The sequence below is a fragment of the Reichenbachiella ulvae genome (genome assembly GCF_025833875.1).
GTDB lineage: Bacteria > Bacteroidota > Bacteroidia > Cytophagales > Cyclobacteriaceae > Reichenbachiella > Reichenbachiella ulvae.
In genome coordinates this window covers 295,594-315,956 of sequence record NZ_JAOYOD010000001.1, presented here as the reverse complement: position 1 = coordinate 315,956, position 20,363 = coordinate 295,594, and the positions used below count along the sequence as shown (strand labels likewise).

The 20,363-nt window shown below is 40.7% G+C and carries 10 protein-coding genes; 8 read left to right on the top strand and 2 right to left on the bottom strand.

Annotated features, from left to right (window positions below):
* Positions 1-110 precede the first annotated feature (110 nt).
* The 8 genes from N7U62_RS01080 (at position 111) to N7U62_RS01045 (ending at position 18,796) form a co-directional block, all read left to right on the top strand.
* Complete coding sequence (locus tag N7U62_RS01080) at positions 111-1,325, top strand: multidrug effflux MFS transporter (protein WP_264136025.1); 1,215 nt, start codon at positions 111-113, stop codon at positions 1,323-1,325.
* 143 nt (positions 1,326-1,468) lie between these two features.
* Positions 1,469-2,605: a helix-turn-helix domain-containing protein gene (locus tag N7U62_RS01075; RefSeq protein ID WP_264136024.1), complete on the top strand. Its 1,137-nt coding sequence runs from the start codon at positions 1,469-1,471 to the stop codon at positions 2,603-2,605.
* Between the two features lie 232 nt (positions 2,606-2,837).
* Positions 2,838-4,529 carry a SadB/YajI family lipoprotein gene (locus N7U62_RS01070; protein ID WP_264136023.1) on the top strand — a complete coding sequence of 564 codons (1,692 nt, stop codon included), beginning with the start codon at positions 2,838-2,840 and terminating at the stop codon, positions 4,527-4,529.
* Positions 4,530-4,674: 145 nt separating this feature from the next.
* The gene (locus N7U62_RS01065) at positions 4,675-7,749 is read left to right on the top strand and encodes a SusC/RagA family TonB-linked outer membrane protein (protein WP_264136022.1); all 3,075 of its coding nucleotides are present in this window, start codon (positions 4,675-4,677) and stop codon (positions 7,747-7,749) included.
* A complete protein-coding gene (locus tag N7U62_RS01060; RefSeq protein WP_264136021.1) occupies positions 7,746-9,185 on the top strand; it encodes a RagB/SusD family nutrient uptake outer membrane protein in 1,440 nt (479 codons plus the stop codon). The genes N7U62_RS01065 and N7U62_RS01060 overlap by 4 nt, the downstream gene beginning before the upstream one ends.
* Positions 9,186-9,241: 56 nt before the next feature.
* Entirely contained in the window at positions 9,242-10,663 is a 1,422-nt protein-coding gene (locus N7U62_RS01055; protein ID WP_264136020.1) for an FISUMP domain-containing protein, read from the top strand.
* Positions 10,664-10,688: 25 nt separating this feature from the next.
* Positions 10,689-18,221 (top strand): S8 family serine peptidase, encoded by a 7,533-nt coding sequence (locus N7U62_RS01050; RefSeq protein WP_264136019.1) that lies wholly within the window; start codon positions 10,689-10,691, stop codon positions 18,219-18,221.
* Positions 18,222-18,241: 20 nt separating this feature from the next.
* Positions 18,242-18,796, top strand: a complete 555-nt coding sequence (locus N7U62_RS01045; RefSeq protein ID WP_264136018.1) for a hypothetical protein — start codon at positions 18,242-18,244, stop codon at positions 18,794-18,796.
* 43 nt (positions 18,797-18,839) lie between these two features.
* On the opposite strand, the gene N7U62_RS01040 is transcribed toward N7U62_RS01045, so the two are convergent.
* Together N7U62_RS01040 and N7U62_RS01035 are read right to left on the bottom strand one after the other, a co-directional pair.
* Positions 18,840-19,760 carry a glutaminase gene (locus N7U62_RS01040; protein ID WP_264136017.1) on the bottom strand — a complete coding sequence of 307 codons (921 nt, stop codon included), beginning with the start codon at positions 19,758-19,760 and terminating at the stop codon, positions 18,840-18,842.
* 69 nt (positions 19,761-19,829) lie between these two features.
* Complete coding sequence (locus tag N7U62_RS01035) at positions 19,830-20,318, bottom strand: hypothetical protein (protein WP_264136016.1); 489 nt, start codon at positions 20,316-20,318, stop codon at positions 19,830-19,832.
* Positions 20,319-20,363: the final 45 nt, after the last annotated feature.

The following is a 20,363-nucleotide window of genomic DNA, read 5'->3' as shown; positions in this document are numbered from 1 at the left end:
AACAAGCTTTGCAACTATTCGACTGACCAACCTTACAAATCAACAGAGCAGATATGAAGACTAAGTATTTTGAATAGAGACGCTTAGATCGTTTCAAAAGACTTAGACACATGACATCCAATAAAAAATTAAGAGCCTCCCTACTCATTACAGTTTTGGGGTTGCTCACAGCCATGGGACCATTTTCTGTGGATCCTTATCTACCTGCATTCCCTGAGATTGTAAAAGGATTACAGACGGATCTGGCGCATGTATCTTATACGCTTTCCAGTTTTTTCATAGGGCTATCTGTAGGTCAACTTATATATGGACCGCTATTGGAGAGGTATGGTAGAAAAAGACCTATCTACATTGGCCTTACTATCTATGCTATCAGTACCGCGGGTTGTGCGTTGTCTCAATCCATAGAGGCTTTAATATTCTTTCGTTTCTTACAGGCGATTGGCTCATGTGCAGGCTTGGTTTCCGCACGTACGATTGTAAGAGACCTGTTCAAAGGCAAAAAAGTAGCTAAAGTATTCTCTACATTGATGATGGTAGTGGCTGTATCTCCTATCATCGCTCCTACGGTTGGTGGCCTGTTGACCACCTACTTTGGATGGAGAAGCATCTTTATCGTGCTTTTTGTATTCTCAATGATCATGATCTTAGGAGCTATACTTATTGTCCCACATACCAAAAAACCGAATACAGCATATATATTAAGGCCCGGTAATATTTTTCAGAACTACCTTAACATCCTGAAGAACCCAAGCTTCTTTTTATATGCGCTAACCGGATCCATTGCTTACTCTGGTTTATATGCTTACATCAGTGGGTCCCCACATTTGTATATGAACCTGTTTGGCTTAAATGAACAACAGTATAGCTGGGTGTTTGCCATAATTGCAACAGGGCTGATTGGCTCCAGTCAGATCAACAATCTGGTACTAAAGAAGCATAGCATGGAAAAAACCGTACAAACCGCCATCTTCATGCAGTGTATCATTGGGTCTACTCTGCTAGCTACAAGTCTCACAGGAGCTACCAACCTCTGGGTCAACACCTTTCTGATATTTGCCTTCATCAGTAGTTTAGGATTCATATTTCCAAACTGCTCTGCACTAGCTATGGAGCCTATGGGACACACGGCTGGCAATGCCTCGGCACTCATGGGTGCGATACAAATGAGCATTGGGGCCATAGCTTCAGCTTTCGTCGGCATGATGCAAAATGCCACAGGTATACCTATGGCATTGATCATGACGCTTTGTGGATTTTTGGCTTTAGGATTATACTTCCTGGGCAAGCATCTAATAAAAAACGCTATTGTTCCAGTTCATTAATCATGTTTACAAGAAAAATACTGCTCTCAATAGATTGTTATACATAATTAGAAAATTGAAAGAAGAAAATACCTTGAGGCGATTCATGAATCTTTAAAGGAGATTATCTTTATAACTAATTATAATTAATTTAGCTCGGATACATGGTAATAGACAATTATTTCAATCTGGGTCTGCTAATGGGAGCGGTTTTCTCCTTCCTCCTATCCATGTACCTCATATTTTACCCTAACAACTTCTTCCCGAATAAGATATTAGGGGTTCTAGTGTTTACATGGTCTATTACTGTATTCGCTTTTATTATTCAGTCACCAGATTTTTTTGCCAAGTACCCCCATTTTTATGCGCTTTGGGATGTATTCACCTTGATGTTCTTCCCTCTTATCTACTTATATATCCGGCACTATCTTTATAAAGATATTAAGGTTAATTGGTCCAACCTTTGGCACTTTGCTCCTTCTATTGCCTACCTTATTACTTTTTCGCCTTTTTTCTTACAGAGTGGAGAGGCTAAAATCCAAATGATCAATAATGGTTTCCCTGTCTGGTTCGGACCTCTACAGACTATATTTAATCTGACCATTATTCTTCAAGGGACCTTTTACTCCATATACTCATTAAGAACTATACATCACTTTCAATATTTCAGAAAAAACCGTCTATCAGATTTCCAGCTCAACTCTCTATCCTGGCTGAGGTTATTTGTGCTGATCAATATTTTTTTATGGATAGCAGGTACCACTGGAGCTTTTCTGGATATTTTCGGGATAGATATATTCATCGATCTATTCGATGTATTCTATTTAGGGCTTACTCTTTTAACCATAGTACTGGGCATATTCACGATGCAAAGGCCAGAACTATTTGAAGAAACCGAGGACATTCTTGCCCTATTGCATCCAAGAAAATCAAACTCTCCCCAATCTCAAAAAAAAGGATACACACCCGAAGAATTCCAAACCCTCTCTCAATATATAGTAGATAAGAAACCATACCTTAAAAATGATTTAAAAATGCAAGATATGGTGGAGGCTACTGGCTTATCCTATAAGCGCATTTCAGAAATGCTCAACAGCGAGTTTGAAAAATCTTTTTATGAATTGATGAATGAATACAGGTTGGAAGAAGCCATTCGTCTGATCAATGAAGGTTTTCATATCAAACATACTCTTCCATATCTCGCCGATGCTGCAGGATTCAACTCTAAGACAACCTTTAATCGAGCTTTTAAGAAATACACCGGCAAAACTCCAACCGAATACATTCAATCCTTAGACTAAGCCTTAATCTAAACATAGAACGGACGGGTACTATCTATTTTTTCCTCATTTCTCCATAACTCCAATCAAAATGTTAACAACCTGTTTTTCAATACTTTAAATGTGTGTCAAATAACTTTTCTGTGTCTTTGGATGCGATGAAACAGCAAAACTGTTAGTGGTTCGATAATAGAATATTTGAAATCTAGCTTTATGAAAGTATTCAAGTGTTTTAACTAGAACAATTAACAAAATGAGAAAAAAACTACTTACCGTTTTAGCTATGTCTTCCATCTACTTACTCAGTGGCTGTGTAGGAGACGAGATCGATGACATGCAAAAACAAATTGACACTCTAGAAGAAAAAGTTACTGATCTGGAGGCTAGTCAACAAGAGGCATTATTAGCAGCGATAGCAGCTCTAGAGACATCAATCGCTGAATTAGAAGCTACCGGGAGTGAGCAATACACTGCTCTATTAGAGAATCTTGCAACAATGGAGGAGGAAATACAAAGTAATGCTTCCGCTATCTATTATGGCAACTTATTGACGCAGGAAGACTATGATGCCATGACTGCTCAAGGTGCATCGATCGTTACTGGAAAAGTAATTGCAAGTAAATCTGCACATATTACTGCTCTTGCCGATATCAAATTGATTGGTGGAGAATTGGTGCTGACAGTATCAGAAAGTGCTTCACTTCCAATGTTAGAAAACGTAGGTGAAAACTTAGTTATCACCGGCTCTACAGGAGATGCCGCGATTGAATTCGGCGCATTGACTTCCGTAGGAGGTTCTTTTGAAGTAATAGATAATGCAGGTCTAGCAACATTAACTGCTGATGCCCTTGTATTAGTAAACGACGAACTCCATACTGAAAACAATTCAGCATTGACTAGTTTATCATTCGCAAATCTGGATATGGTGGAAGAAGTCTACATCAATGAGTACTGGTCAGAAGACCCCAGAGGAGTGGGCATCAGTGGCATATCCTCTATTGATTTATCCTATGTAAATGTTGTAGGTGATGCTAACATCATGTACGTAGGTGGAGGCAGCTTGACACTTGGAAACATAGGAGGTGGATTTAAGTCTATTTATAATGAATTGACTTCTATAGAGATTACATCTGAAAGCATCGGGGGTGATTTCATAGTTGAATACAATGGTGTCCTTGAAAACCTATTGGTAGATGGAATCAAAACAATCAATGGTAATTTAAGCGTTTCTTTCAATGACAATGGTTACTACTGGGATGCAACTGAAAAAACTGGTCTAGTGACTATGCCTGCATTTGAGGCCCTGGAGTATGTAGGCGGTGATTTTAAGATCGACACAAACAATCAGTTGACATCAATGGAGTCATTTAACGCGGTAACTGAAATACAGGGAACAAACATCTCAATTTCTTCTAATAGTACTGGCATGGATCTAGTAAATGTGCTCAACGCATTGACTACAACTGGACCTAACCAATATTCAAATGCTAACATTTTCATTTTTCAACAAACAAATTGGTTTGATGGATTTGCTGCTTTGACCATTGCTGCAGACGTTAGCATCACTATAAATAAACCAACAGATGGTGGAGGTGGAATTGGTATTGGTTTCAGAACCACTGCTACAACAGATGTAGCTAAATTGGAAGGCTTTGATGCTTTGACCGAAGTAAAAACACTCTCTATCAATGCTACTGAACTAACTGAATTCAACGCATTTGGAGCATTGAATAACTTCCTTAATTATCAGACATACCTGAGTCTTTACATGCCGTCTGATAGCAATGTATCGATGTGTTCTATGGAGCCTATTCTTGCCAAAATAAAAAATGGTGATTTTGATGTCTCATGGTCGACTGATAGAAAGGCATACTTTTCTTTCAACTGGTCCGAAGTGGATAGAGACACTGCATACGATCAGCTAACCGCAGGCTGTACACTCTAAAATAGTATTTAATACCATACCTCCTTCATGTCATGAGACATGGAGGAGGTTTCCTAATGAAGATTAATCAAACAGTTTCTACTGTTTTCACATCCATCTCTCCCTAATGAACTGCCTTCCAGCCGCAGAATTAATAAATAGACATATGAAAAGAATAACATGGGGCCTTTTATTGAATTTAACATTTGTCCTTTCCGTGGCTGCTCAGGGCATCAAAATAAAAGGTAAAGTACAAGATATAAATAGACAAGGCCTACCAGGTGTCACGGTAGTGATAGAAGGTACCGATACAGGTACTATTACCGATATAGAGGGCAACTATTCTATTTCTGCACCTGATAATCAGGCAAGTTTGATCTTTTCATTTGTCGGTATGAAACAAGTCATCTTACCAGTCAATGGGCAATCTGTCATAGACGTTACTATGCAGGATGACATTCAGCAATTAGAAGCTGTGATGGTAGTGGCCTACGGGACTTCAACTAAAGAAGCCTTCACAGGAGCTGCAGAAGTGGTCGATAGCGAAGTGATCGAAAACAGACCTGTTTCTTCATTCGAAAAAGCCTTACAGGGAGCCACTCCAGGCCTGATGGTATCCAGTGCCTCCGGGCAACCAGGGTCTAGTGCTGCTGTTAGAATTAGAGGTATTGGTTCACTCAGTGCCAGCAGCAGCCCACTATATGTTTTGGATGGGGTCCCTATAGACGGTTCCATATCTGACATTAATCCAAATGACATTGAAAGTATCACGGTATTGAAAGACGCAGCAGCTGCCTCGCTCTATGGTTCAAGAGCAGCAAATGGCGTGGTGGTCATCACTACCAAACAAGGCCAAAAAGGTAAAACCCAAATTTCCTTTTCCTCTAATTTCGGAGTATCCTCCAGAGTATCTGACGGCTATGAGTTAATGAATTCTAGTCAGATATACGAACACTCCTGGATGGGACTATACAATCAGGCCTTGATTGAAGGGAAATCCAATCAAGAATCGAAAGACTTTGCCAATGAAAATGTAAAAGAAATCGTAGGGTTCAATCCATTCGGAGTTGACCAGCCTTTGGATAACAATGGAAAAGTAATACCTGGTACTCAAATCCACACTGACACTGATTGGCGGGACGAAATCTACAAAAACGGCCTAATAAGTAACATTAACCTTAACGTCTCAGGTGGTAGTGATATAACCCAAGTCTTCTTTTCTTTGGGGTACTTTGATGACTCAGGAACTGTGCTTAGTTCGGATTTTACCCGATATACTAGTAAAATCAACGTCACTCACAACATCAACAGCTTTATCACAGCTGGAATCAAATCAAACCTGTCTTATTCAGAATCAAACGCGCCACCTAGTGGTAGTGGTGGAGCTAACCCGGTTAGATCCGCCGAAATGATCAATGCAGCCTCTCCCGTATTCAATGCAGACGGCACATACAACTGGGATAACAAAGCAGTATTTGATTTCAACCCGGTAGGACTTTCAGATCTTAACTTATATGAATCGGAGACCAAACGCAGCATGGTCAACGTTTTCCTCGATTTTCAGATTTTACCTACCCTTACTTTTAGGACTACAGGATCTATAGACAATACCGATGGAAAAGCCCTGGTGCACTACAATCCGGAACATGGAGATGGGGCAGGTGTCAATGGACGTAGTAGTGCTTCGAGTAGCGGCAACATCTCCTGGAATATTTCTAACGTTCTGAATTATTCAAAAAGTACCGAAAGGTCACTATTCGAAATCTTAGTTGGGCAAGAATCTATCGGCGCAGACTTCACCCTATTGTCAGCAGAGGCAACAGACTTTGCTGTTCCTGGATACCCTGACTTAATCTGGGGCGCCAGTCCTGAAGCTCCATCTAGCTTTGGTTCATCCTGGAGGATGCTTTCTTATCTAGGACAGATCAAATATGAATTTGAAAATAAATATTTTCTAAGCGCAAGTGCTCGGAGTGATGGGAGTTCACGTTTTGGGGAAAACAATCAGTATGGACTCTTCTATTCAGTAGGTGCTGGATGGACTCTGAGTCAGGAAAACTGGCTCCCATCTGTAGAATGGCTCAATAACTTGAAACTACGCGGTAGTTATGGCACTTCAGGAAACAACAATATTGGCAACTATGCTTCACTAGGATTATATGGCAGTGGAGCCAATTATGGTGGTAGCCCGGGGATAACACCTATACAGCTCGCCAATCCAAATCTGAGTTGGGAAAAAATCTCCTCCTTAAATATAGGTTTGGAAACCAGGCTCTTTGACAAACTGGATCTAACAGTCGAGTACTACAACAGAGCCTCTGATGAATTGCTGTTTGCACAACCACTATCTGCAGGGACAGGTATTGGTTCTATTCTGACTAATCTCGGAGCTATGATCAATACAGGTTGGGAAGGAGCTTTAAACTATGATATCATCAGAAATGATGCCTTTTCTAGCAACATTGGATTCAACATTTCCACCAATGACAATGAAATTTTGAAACTAAACACTGACAAAATAATATCTGGCACTAAGCTCTTAGAGCAAGGTAGCAGTATATACCAGTTTTATATGCGCGAATGGGCAGGAGTCAACCCTGACGATGGTCAGCCCATGTGGTATGTCAATGCTAATTCTGATGACAAAGAGACATCAGAAAACCCAGACTCTGCTTACTCCGACCCCCTAGGAAGTGGCAAACAAGTAACCAGTGAGTATAGTGATGCAGAAAGAATAAGAATGGGAACCGCTTTACCAGACTTTTTTGGAGGGATCAACTATAGTGTAAACTACAAAGGGATTGATTTGAGTTTCTATTTCTATTATAGTCTGGGAGGCAAGGTCTACAATTTAGATTATGCTGCTAACATGCATGATGGTACCCAACCTGGCTCGAACCTAGCAGCCGATGCCTTGAATGCCTGGACACCTAATAATAGGTTCACAGACGTCCCAAGATATGTCACCAATAATACGGACCAGGGTGAACAGCTATCTTCTAGATTTCTAGAAGATGCATCCTATCTAAGACTGAAAAACATCACTCTGGCCTACAGTTTTCCAGAATTGGCCTGTGAGCGGATGCATTTACAAGGTTTGAGGTTATTTGTCTCAGGGGAAAACCTCATGACATTCAGCAAATTCAAAGGATTTGATCCTGAAGGGGCTTTAAATGGCACTACCAATAGCAGGATTCCTGGGGTCAAAGTAGTAACAGCAGGATTGAAAGTAAACTTATGATAAAGGGAAGAAACACGGGTATGAAAATATTTGAAGCAATATCGAAACTACAGTGGGTATTAGTATTGACAGTACTGGTATCCTGTGAAGACCATCTGGATCTAGAACCAACAGATGCTATATCCGACCAAAAGGTGTTTGAATCCTACGCGGTGGCCAACACAGCACTCACTGGCGTATATGACCAATTAAGTTCTTACACTTTTGATGGACTCTACCTTCCGATCATGAGCGATATCATGGGAGAAGATTTGATGATCAATTCTGTGGACAATTGGAATTGGTTTACTCCTGTTTATCAGATGGAGCTGTTGCCTAATTATAGCTATATCGACGAACCTTGGTGGGCAGGATACAAAGTCATTAGCGATGCTAGCAAGATCATCCACAATGTAAGGGTAATCCCAGATGCAACCGAAGAGCAGATCAATAATATGGAAGGACAGGCAAGAGTACTACGTGCCTATGCGATGTACAAACTTACAGAATTCTATGCTCCTTCTTTTGCTGCTGATAGTACGGCATTGTCCATCCTGATAGTGACAGAAGGTCAAGATGCTGATTCAGAAAATAAGCCAAGGGCTGCTCTTTATGAGGTTTACAATCAAATCGAAAATGACCTAATGATTGCAACTAGTCTTCTGGAAATGGAAGAAGACAAAGGGTTCTTTGACCAACGTGCTGCCAAAGCCATATTGGCCAGACTATATCTTAATAAAAGAGATTGGGCCAAGGCAAGAGATATGGCCAAAGAAGCGCACGATGGATTAGATCTGATGACGGTAAATGATATGTATTCCGGTTATTTTGCCAGAAACTCCGAATCCATTTTCTCAATTGCATATACACAGGATGACAACAATGTGTATCTTTCGATCCCTTCTTTTTACTGGCCGGTGGGTGGATATAGTTCCATGCGAGCACACAATCAGTTTGTGAGCCAATTTTCTAGTCAAGATAGCCGACGAAATTTGATGGGCAGATATAGCGAGCTTGACCCTAATCGATTCGTGATATTAAAATTTGCTCACAACAGCGTAGTAGGCAATGCTGAGCGTATTGCAATTAGAGCCTCCGAAATGCACCTGATTGAAGCAGAGTGTGAAGCAGAACTCGGCAATTACACTCAAGCACAGGATGCACTTTATCGAATCCAAAGAAGGGCCAACCCTGCTGCAACTAAAAGCACAACCACCGGACAAAGCCTCATAGATGAAATTCTTCTCGAAAGAAGAAAAGAATTATTTGGTGAGGGGTTTAGGCTCAATGACATCAAAAGAAGATTATTACCTCTACAGCGTGAAGAGGATCACTGGGTCACATTCAATTTTTCATCTGATGATGAGGACTATTACCGACTCACTTTCCCGATCCCACAGTCAGAGATTGACGCAAATGATAAGGTGACCGATAATCATCAAAATATAGGATACTAAAATTGATAAAAGCATCATACTGCATGAAAATGAAGCAAATGTATCAAATAAGAATATTGAAAAAATTACTCTTTCTATGCTTGACCCTGTCAAGTCTTTGGTCATGTCATGATCAAGATGATGGTGGGGTCATTCTTAACCCAAATGCGGGAATTGACCTATTAGACATAGAAAATGATGGATATAAAGTCAAACTAAACGCTGCTGAAGTATCTGAGGGTTTGATAGGAACGTGGCGCATCTACATTGGGGAAAACGGTGTATTTGAAGACATTCATGATCCTAAAACTATATTTCATGGCGAACCAGGGGTGAGTTATCATCTTGGCTGGGAAGTCAGCAAGGGCAAGGATTATGATGCTGCGACAATTACAGTTTCATTCAAAGAAATGGCACCTAAAATCCTCACTGACATTGGAGACACTACCTATAACAACCGGTCCGTTTACCTAGAGGCTGAGGCTCCAAAATTTGGTGCTACTGGGCATTGGGAGATTGTCAGTGGTGAGAATGGAAGAATCGAAAATGCAGATCATTTCAAAGCAGAATTCATTGGTCAATCTGATAAGAAATATAAAGTCAGATGGACACTAACGTATGGTGGACAAGAAGCTTTTCGCGAATTGGATTTCAGAACCGATTCTCTTAGAGCAGATGCTGGTTCGGACAATCTAGATGTCCAAACCTCAAAATCAACAGAAATCAAATTCTACACTCTAGAAGGTTTTTTACCCGCTGGAGCTACTGGAGCATGGAAGATCATTGATGGAAACAATGGGAGGCTTCACGATCTAGATAATCAAAACAGTTTATTTGAAGGTGTAGCGGATTCTCTGTACCAATTGCAATGGACGGTAAAACTTGATAATGAAGTTTCTAAAGATACAGTTCATGTAAGATTCAGGGGCAAATGGGGTTTTTGGAAGGATGAAAGAGATGAGCAGGTTTATCGCTTTACTGAAGTAAATGGACTGGATTGGATGGCGGACAACTTCAACTATGCTCAAAACCCAGGGAATGGATCGTGGTACTATGGTCATGCCGAACGCAGTGTAATAAAGGAAGGACACGCGCTAGAGACCGAGTCCGAAAGAAAGTACTATGGTCGCTTGTATGATTATGCCTCAGCAGTCGAAGCAGCCCCCGAAGGATGGAGACTACCTACTTCTGCCGAATTCTACGATTTAGTATCCTATGCAGGCGGCAGGTTACATGCCAAAGAAAAAATCACCGAAGGTGGAGAAACAGGGATCGATTTCAATCTACCTGGCTATTTGGAATTTTCGAGTGGCCAGGATCCAGCATTTAGAAATGTTTTCAACGAACAGGATTCGACTGCCTTGTATTGGACGGCAAACTACGCTTACAATGGCAATGCCGAAACCATCTATTTCAGTAATGGTGAAGATTATGGGACCACAGTAGTTACAGGTCCGTATTATGCCCTTCCTGTTAGATATGTAAGGGAAGTTCAATAATATATAAAGATTAGGAGCAAGAGTAATGAGAAAGATAGTAGATATAAAACTGAGCTTAAAATTGTTGTCATGTTTGGCCTTTGCCCTGATAATAAGCAGTCAGATCGCGAATGCACAAAATGCTGATACTGATTTGATCCAAGGTAAAATCAGGGTCAAATTCACTCCTGAAAGTATTGAAAACCAAAGCAACCTTAGGGTCAGACCATCCTCCTCTCCTAGTCATATGGGAATCGAAAAAATGGATGAACTAAGTGACAGAATTGGTGTTAAAAATATCAAAAGAGTCTTTCCTTACTCCCCAAAACACGAGGCGAAGCACAGAAAATATGGCCTGCATCTTTGGTATGAATTAGAGTTTGACCCGGATCTAGACCCCAACGACATTGTAAAACAATATCAAGGCATTAGTGATCTTGAGATCATCAAACCTGTTTATAAAAAGGTAAACCTGGATGGCAATTCAGAGCCTGTGGTCATCAAAAAAGACAACCTTAGGGAGCTTGATACCCAGAGTACATCAGCAGACAGCATCATCTTCGACGATCCATTAGTCGCAGATCAATGGCATTATCAAAACTATGGTAATGTAGGACTGGAAGGGTTTGACATTGACCTATTCAACGCCTGGCAATCGCAAACAGGCAGTTCTGATATCATCGTATCTGTTGTAGATGCAGGGATTGACGTATATCATGAAGACTTAGAAGCCAACATATGGAAAAACCAAGCTGAAATCAATGGCGAAGAAGGCGTAGACGATGACGGAAATGGATATGTAGACGACTACTTTGGATACAACTTCAATTCGGATTTAGGCACCATATACAGTGGTTCTCATGGTACTCACGTGGCAGGAACAGTCGGGGCTGTCAGCAACAATGGATTAGGTGTGGCTGGAGTCGCTGGAGGTGATGGATCAGGAAATGGAGTCAAATTGATGTCTTGTCAGGTTTTTACTGAAACTGGTAGTGGGGGTGCAAACTTTGCCGAAGCAATCGTCTATGGAGCAGATAATGGCGCTGTAATTTCCCAGAACTCATGGGGCTACAACCAAATAGAATACTATGAACCAGAGGTCTATGATGCCATCAAATATTTCGTAGCTGAGGCAGGTAACTACGAAGGAAGTCCAATGAAAGGGGGTGTCCTCTTTTTTGCTGCAGGAAATACCGGAGCAGAATCGAGACGTTATCCAGGTTTATTCGAAGAGGTCATTTGTGTTTCCGCCACAGGCCCTACTGGCTTCCCTTCTCCATATACAACCTACGGTGATTGGGTTGATATAGCTGCTCCTGGTGGAGACATGACCAACTTTGGTGAAGAAGGTGGCGTGCTAAGCACACTCCCTGATAACAATTATGGATACATTGAAGGCACCTCTATGGCATGTCCACATGTTTCTGGGGTGGCTGCACTGATTATATCCAAATTTGGAGGAGAAGATTTTACTGCCGATGATTTGAAACGAATCATTATCAATTCTACTGATCGACTGATTTTTATTCATGACAATAAATACGGGCGCGGATATTTGAATGCCGACAAAGCATTGTTGGAAGATAGCCGGGTTCCTCCTAACCCAATCAGCGATCTGGCTGCCAAAGAGACCTTTCACAACGAGGTTCGTCTCTCATGGACTGTGCCCAATGACGATTCAGGTGAAGAACCATTGAATTACTATTTAGCCATAGCAGAATCTGCCATCACCAAAGACAATTTTGACAGCAACAGCTTATTCCTGTTAGAGAACACCGCGGCAATTGGAGAGGAATTTGAAATTAACATCACAGGTCTAATCAAAGAAAAAGACTATTGGTTTGCCGTAAAATCGACGGATCAATTCGAAAACCTTTCGGACATATCCAATATCCTAAAGACTACCACTTCCAAAGAACCTCATTTCATGGAATCTGTGAGAAGTCTTTCTTTAAAAATAGACGCCAGTGTAACTCCTGTAAAGGATACTACCTTTCAATTTTCAAATATTGGGGAAGGGATTGTGTATTGGAATACACTCATTCGAAACGAGGACTATTTTAGATATCCAATCGAAGAAGAAAATACAACCAGTACTTCGGTCAATAGTTTAACCCAAACGATTAATTACTCCTCTTTACCAACTACTGTTGAAAATTTCAGTACTTCCAATATTATCGAAACTGGTGAATTGAATATCCAATCATTGGAGGACATGAGTTTGGCATCTGCCTTCAACACCCAAAATAGAGATCATTGGAAAAATGATGCCACTCAGTTCGTGGCTGGCATCAGCTACGACAATGGCACTTACCCAGGTATATTAGCCGGGACTGGTAACGAAAATGCTGGTTTGATCATGGCTACACGATACGAGATCCCTTACGATTACAGCTTCAATCTTACGCATGTCCAAGCCGTACTTTTTCCTGAAACCAATGAAGTACCCATCATTGTAGAGATCAAAAAAGGAGGACGTACAAATCCTCTGGAGGCAGAAACAATCTACACTCAAAAATACTATCCTGACACCACCAATATTTTAAAATATTACACCATTCCTATATATCAGCCCCAGCGATTTTCAAACAACGAATTTTTCTGGGTCGTACTGCATTTCCCAAGTGAAATGACAAATCCTATTGCCTGCCAACTTGGTCAGGAATACCTACCCAATACTTTCTACTTTTCTAGAAGTAATGGCCGAAACTATGAAGATTTCGTCAGGTACTATGATCGTCCACTCATACCTATGATAGATGCGCTAAGTACCGGAGACGATGGATCATATGTCTTCCTTAACCCTACATCAGGAGAAATCCCAGCAGGAACTAGTGAAGCAATCACAGCAACAATTGATGTGTCTCATCTGACCAATGGACATCATCTAGCGTCAGTAGGTATTATGACCAACGATGTACACAAACCTATGATCAATATAGAGGTCAAGGTAGAAGTGACTGGGCAAAAACCAGTAGTCGATAATGATAAGCGCTACAGCTTTGAGGCCTACGTAGGACGCGAAAACTCCTTATCTCTTGAATTAGAAAATACAGGACTGGACACTCTCATCATCTACGATTTGAGCTCCACAGACTTGGATTTGATTCGAGATTTTGAAGATCCCATCAAGATATTCTCTTCAGAAGTTGGGTTGGTTCCATTTAAATATACTCCGATAAGTAGCGGACTGATTGGGACCAACCTCAACTTAAGCACCAATATTGGAGTTTTACCCTTTAGTCTCGAAATTAAAAGTAAGACAGAACCAGTCATAAATGTAATATTTGACACGCTCACAGTAGATGTAGATTATGGAAGTACTGCTCAGCTGGATGTGACACTGGAAAATAACGGATCCGATTCCGAACTACTCTATGATTTGAGTCATTATTCTATTCCCGAAACCTATTCAGGCAAAACACCTAGCAAACTTACCTATAACATCCTGGATTCTAACGACGCAGGAGGGCCAACTGCAGGCCTATGGGAAGACATCACGGGGTTTGGCAGTAAAACAACCACCAAACCTTTCATAGATTCTGTATTTGCGCTAGGAATGAAATTCCCTTTCTTCAATGAGCAGATAGAGTCTACCTGGATTTTTAGTCATGCTCAACTCAACACCTACATCAATGCCTCTTTAATCCCCATCAAAATCGACGGCTATTTCATGAGTCTCGATACCCTCTATCATCACAATTTTGGTGATCGGTCAGTTTTTACTTTTGTCAGTAGAATTCAAGAGTTTGTTAATTCTAAATTTAATGTTTATGGTGAACTCACTTATCAAATTGTTTTGTTTCGTGATGGCACCATCGAGTTCAGATATCAAGATGTTGATGACCTTACAGCTGATATGAAATATCAGGTTTTAACGAAAGGCATCGAAGACAATGACTCTTTGGTCTATAGAGACTTTGATACTGTGGGTCGTGATTTATTTTCTGGTCAGGTCATCAGATTTGAACCCACCAGTACTATTTCTATGATATCCGAGGCATCTCCCATCAAGGGATCTATCGGACCGGGTAGTTCTAAAACCATCTCACTCACCATCGACCCGGAAAACTACGAAATGCCAAGTGGCCTGTACAACAACAACTTCCTGATAAAGGACAATACTTATGAAGGTAGTCATTCCTTTCCTTTTCAAATAAATGTGACTGGGCAGGGATTGATAGAAATAGACGATTCACTTCATTTTGAAAAAGTCAAAATAGGGCTGCCTAAAACAGCCCATCTCATGATCAACAATACCGGATTTGGATCATTAGAACTGAGTCAGGCAACCTTTAGCTCAAACGAATTTAGTACAAGTGTTACCCTACCCATTACAGTAGAGGCGCTATCCAATATTGCGATTCCGGTTGTATTTGATCCCATCAAAAGTGGATCTGTATCCGGCTACTTGGACTTAGCCTTCAGTTCTGGAGAAACAAAAACCATCCTTCTTAATGGAACAGGGGCTTTTGATGCAGAATACACGTTTGACTTTCCAGGCTCTATTTCAGTCAATCTGGTAGGAGGAAACAAAACGACTGTACCTGTTACGATTAGTAACACTACAGCTAACAACGTCCCATTGGAGTTCATCGCACAAAACAGCATATATGGTAGTCTAGATACCCCTACCCCATCCAAAGCCATGGACAAACCGAACGAAGAACTGTGGAGCAACTTCGGATACCAATGGCAACATAGTGATAGTACTCGCCAGTATTATCAATGGAGAGACCTAAAACGAAATGGACAACTTATTCAAATCGACACCAGTGCCTTTCACCTTTTGAAACTTCCTTTTGCGTTTCCTTTTTATGGCGAAAAGTTTGACTCCATTTGGATATCAAATGAAGGTTTCGTCACTGTAGTAGAACCTGACGAGCAGACTATTATTCCTCTTTTTGAAGCAGGTGATGGATTCAAAGGTATGATTGCCCCCTACTGGGCCAACCTCAGACCCTCTAACCCTGAGGAAGGTATCCTATTAGATATCCAATCCGATCGAGTGTTAATTCAGTGGGACAATTTCACCTCTATCAGTCAGTACTTAGAGGGAGGTACAGTTACCTTTCAGCTGGAGATTGTCCAGGATGGAAGTATTTACTTTCATTATAAGGACATTATTAACTGGACCGGATTACTCAAATATGGATTGGAGAGCCCGGACGAATCAGAGGTTCTGCAGGAAAGAGAGGGACTTTTCGTGGCGAATTTCTTTCCATTCGGCGATAGTACTACCCTTTCAATACATCCGCCACTCACTAAAAGTCTTTCAGCTGGAGAAACGCAAAACTTGGATCTGATCCTCTCAGCTGAGGATCTTTATCACCCAGGGAGCTATCAAGATAGCGTGGTGGTCACCACCAATAGTGAAAAGCAGCCGAAATTCACAATACCCTTCCAAATCAATGTAACAGGATCACCAAAATTGATAGCGGACACAGAGCTAAAATGGGAAGAGGTCGTGTATAAAGAAGACCTGATCATTCGCCAGAGCTTTGAAATAAGAAACGAAGGCTATGATGTTTTGAGTATAGAGAGCATATCAAACTCCAGCAGTTTAGGTACTATGAGTGTCTATGACACTGACGGAAACAAATATATCAGGCTAAGTAGTGGTCTCTTGAGCGAAGCGATAGAAATCGGACAGTGGGAATCACTCACCCTGATTGTAGAAATACCAGTAAAGAGTAACAATATTATTATTGGCAATTTCGATCTGTCAGGCAATTTCGACACACATCATGTCAATGTAGAAGCAAAAATAGTATCTCCTCCCATTTTTGACTGGGACGGCATGGATCAAAGCTTCTCTATGCTTCAGACTCAAACTAAAGAATTTCAGTTCAATATTAACAATACAGGAAGCTCAACTTTAGTTTTGGATATGACCCCAGCAATAGTCCCTCCTGCTGATGGAAATAGCAATGTGGGCACTATTGACAAAATAGGCAATTTCACTAAGGATCAACCTGTATCAGTAGACTCCTTATCAATAGACTCTAAAGAAATAGCAGATGGAATAGCAACCACATTTATTGAAACTGGCACCTATGCTTTTGCCAATAAATTTGAAAATTCTGAAGAGAACTTTTATCTCACTCATATTAAAATTTATGAAGTTCTAAAGCATCAAAATGAACTAATGACCATTAGTGTTTATTACGGAGGAGAAAAGCCTCAGGAAGGTCAATTAGCCTTCCGCCAAAGTTTCATTATTGATCAAGAAATTGACGAAGAGTGGGTTTATTTTGAGCTTGAAGAGCCACTATCTATACCTTCAAATCAAGATTTCATTATAATGGTTGAACAGCCTACCACAATAAAATTTATCGGCTATGATTCAACTAACGATTTAGATCTAAGACAAAAGACTTTTACTGGTGTCTATCAAAAGGATGGCCAATACTACTGGAATTCACATATAGTTTATAATAACACAAATTATGTTTGGAAAATACGACCACTGACTGCCTCAGGAGAAGATGCCTGGCTGGACTTGGATATCAAAAAAGCCAAAGTGGCTCCAGGTGAATCACTCAGTATCACTGCCATCATTGATCCAAAAAATACGGCACCAGGTAAACATCAAGGTAAAGTGTTGGTAGCTTCTAATGATCCTGACAATAGCAATTCGGAGCTGACAATAGATCTATCCATCAATGGAGCTGCACAGTTCGATTACTATCCAAATATCTACGAAGACACCTTGCGCATCACTGAGACTGAGGAAAAAGTGTTCAGTTATTTATTTAGTGATCCGGAGGGTGAGCAGATGACTCTGGAGCTGGATAGTATAGATGGAACGATCGATGTAGAATTTGAGCAAACAGGTGATAGAACAGGACAAGTCAAAGTAAGAACAGACTACGAAGATGCGGGAATACACCATTTGGCCATTAGCTTAAGTGATGCTTCTGGCAATTTGGTCAGGGATACTGTTGTGCTAGAAGTAATCAATAAGAACCGCCCACCTGTCTTCAATAGCGAGTATGAAATCATCAACATGAATTTGGCAGGCACTAACCAAAGCCTATCAATAGACCCATATGATCTGTTCTCAGATCCTGATGGAGATGACATTAGAGTATACGCTGGCAACTTCACTCCTGAAATAGTAGACCTGGGATTTGGTAGTTACTTCCTTAATCTAACAGCTATCACGGAAGGTACCGGAATGCTGATTTTTGCAGCGGATGATGGACAAGAAGGTGGTTATGTAGAATCATATGCCTACGCTCAGATCATCAACGATCCGGATGCTGTAGGTGGTGAAACTAATAGTACACAGGAGGCAGAAAGAATACTGAGCAGTATGAACAGCGATTTTATTTGCTTCCCAAATCCAGTCACAAATCGTTATTCTAAAATTTACTACAACCTTTCTGAATCATCAAATGTCAAAATCACTTTACTCAATACGATGGGTCAGATCCTTATAGAAGATCAACTTGGACAAAAAGAGGCGGGAACCTACCTACATCAGTTGGATATCGGGGGATTGTACAGAGGGGTTTATCACTGCATCATCAAAACTGACCAAGAGAAGAAATCTTTAAAAATTGTTCTGCAATAAGAACTGAAATAGTTAAGAATATGGAAAAAAATTCGATTGATTCCACAAGAGCAATAAAACTTCTGATACTGTTGGCCAGTGCCATCTGTATCATGATGATAGTATCCTATATCAGCGATTTAAAAATAATAGAAGAGCTCACTTTTATCTTAATCACTACTCTGGCAACCCTGGTGGTAATCATTCATCATTATCACAACAAGGTTGAAAATAAAATCATATACACTAAAGGAGCTTTGATTCTAGAACCAGATGAAACCTCATTGATTGAAGGAAAAGCCATTTCGATAAATGAAGACAAGGTCACCTATGGGGTTCTATACCTGACCAACAATAGGCTAATATTCTCTCAAGAAGGGCTCAAGTTTTTCATGATATCCCTGGCCGAAATAGTGCAAGTCAACTTCTTCCTTAAAAAAGGTTTCCTGAAAAAGGGAATTACTGTTTTAGACAAGAATAATCAGGAATGGAGCTTTCTAATAGAATACCCTGAAGACTGGATATCATTAGTGCATTGTCAAATTGGTTTGCTGCAATCTTCACTTAATGACACCTCATCATTAAATGCTACCTGATCAGAATCCAACTCACATATTGGGATTAGGCATTGTGCAAAGATCAAAAAATAGACCCTTCAATCTTAGTGGTGAGCAGTTCCAGGGCCTTCATTCCTTTTTCGGAATTTCCTTTCTTATTGAGAGGTGGACTCCAGACACTGACACAGTACTTTTCTGGATAGAGTGCGACGATGGCTCCTCCTACTCCACTCTTACCAGGCAGACCGACCTCAAAGGCAAACTCTCCTGATTCATCATAAAAACCACAAGTCAACATCAGAGCATTGACTCTCCTGGCTTCACTGGAAGTCAAGGTGAAGGGGCCATGTCCAAATGGATCGCCGGTATCACCAAAATCCCTAAATGCTTCTGCCAGCTCAGCACAGGTCATTTCCAGCGAGCATTGCAAATAATAGAAGTCTAAGACCCGCTCGACCGAATTATTGAGGTTCCCCTTTTCCTTCATCATATAGGCCAAAGAGGCGTTCATGTAGCCCACCTCTTTTTCTGACTTAGAGACACTGTGGTTGTAGTTGATATCAGCATTTTTGCTAAGCCCGCGCACATACTCCAGGAACTCCGCCTCGGGATCTTGCAACTGACTCACCAGAATATCAGCCACTACAATGGCTCCTGCATTGATAAAAGGATTTCTGGGAATTCCATGTTCATACTCGAGCTGTACGATAGAGTTGAAAGGATTACCAGATGGCTCGACACCTACACGTTTCCAGACCTCATTTCCTATCAGACTGATCGCCATGCTAAGGGATAGCACTTTTGAGATACTTTGGATAGAGAACTTCTCTCTGGAATCACCAATCTCATATTCTTCGCCTTCCAGCGTCTTGAGATACATGCCGAATTTAGATGGATCGACCTTTGCTAGTTCAGGTATATAACTGGGCACTTCCCCTTGCTTTTCTACTCCTTCCAGCTCTTTTGCTATCTCCTCCAGTGTTTCCTGATACCTCTTTTTCATTTGCATTTTGATCTAAAAAAACCTCTGACTTATTAGCCAGAGGTTTCAAATTTCTTTTGAAGGGCAAACTTACTTAATCCCTTTGCAACTCATCGCCCATTCCAAATATTGATCTTGGTACTTTTCTATACTAGCAGGGTCCGCTAAGGCATAAAACATGTAGTACACCTCATTGTACTTATTCTTGGCAACTACGGCGTACATCATTTTCTGACCTACCTGTGCTTCATACATTTCCCACCAGGCAAAACCATTATCGTCTGTGCCGTTATTTACTTGCTCCCAGCTCTCCTTGGCAATACCTGACTCCTTAGCCCCAAAAGCATAAACCTTGCTTTTGTCAATGGCGCCCACATAGGCATAGGCATTGATTTTGGTATCCGATTCGGCATTGTATCCTTCGATTTTGACAAACCCTTCCTTTTCAGTTAGTTTAAAACCAAAACCCTCAGGGATGGACATGTCAAACTTATATTTCTTGATATCAATATTACCTTGAGACCATGCAGTACTTGTATACATCAGCACGCAAGTCATCATTACAAAATATTTTTTCATAATTAGATGGATTAAAATTGAATTATTTACTAAAAATATTGAAAG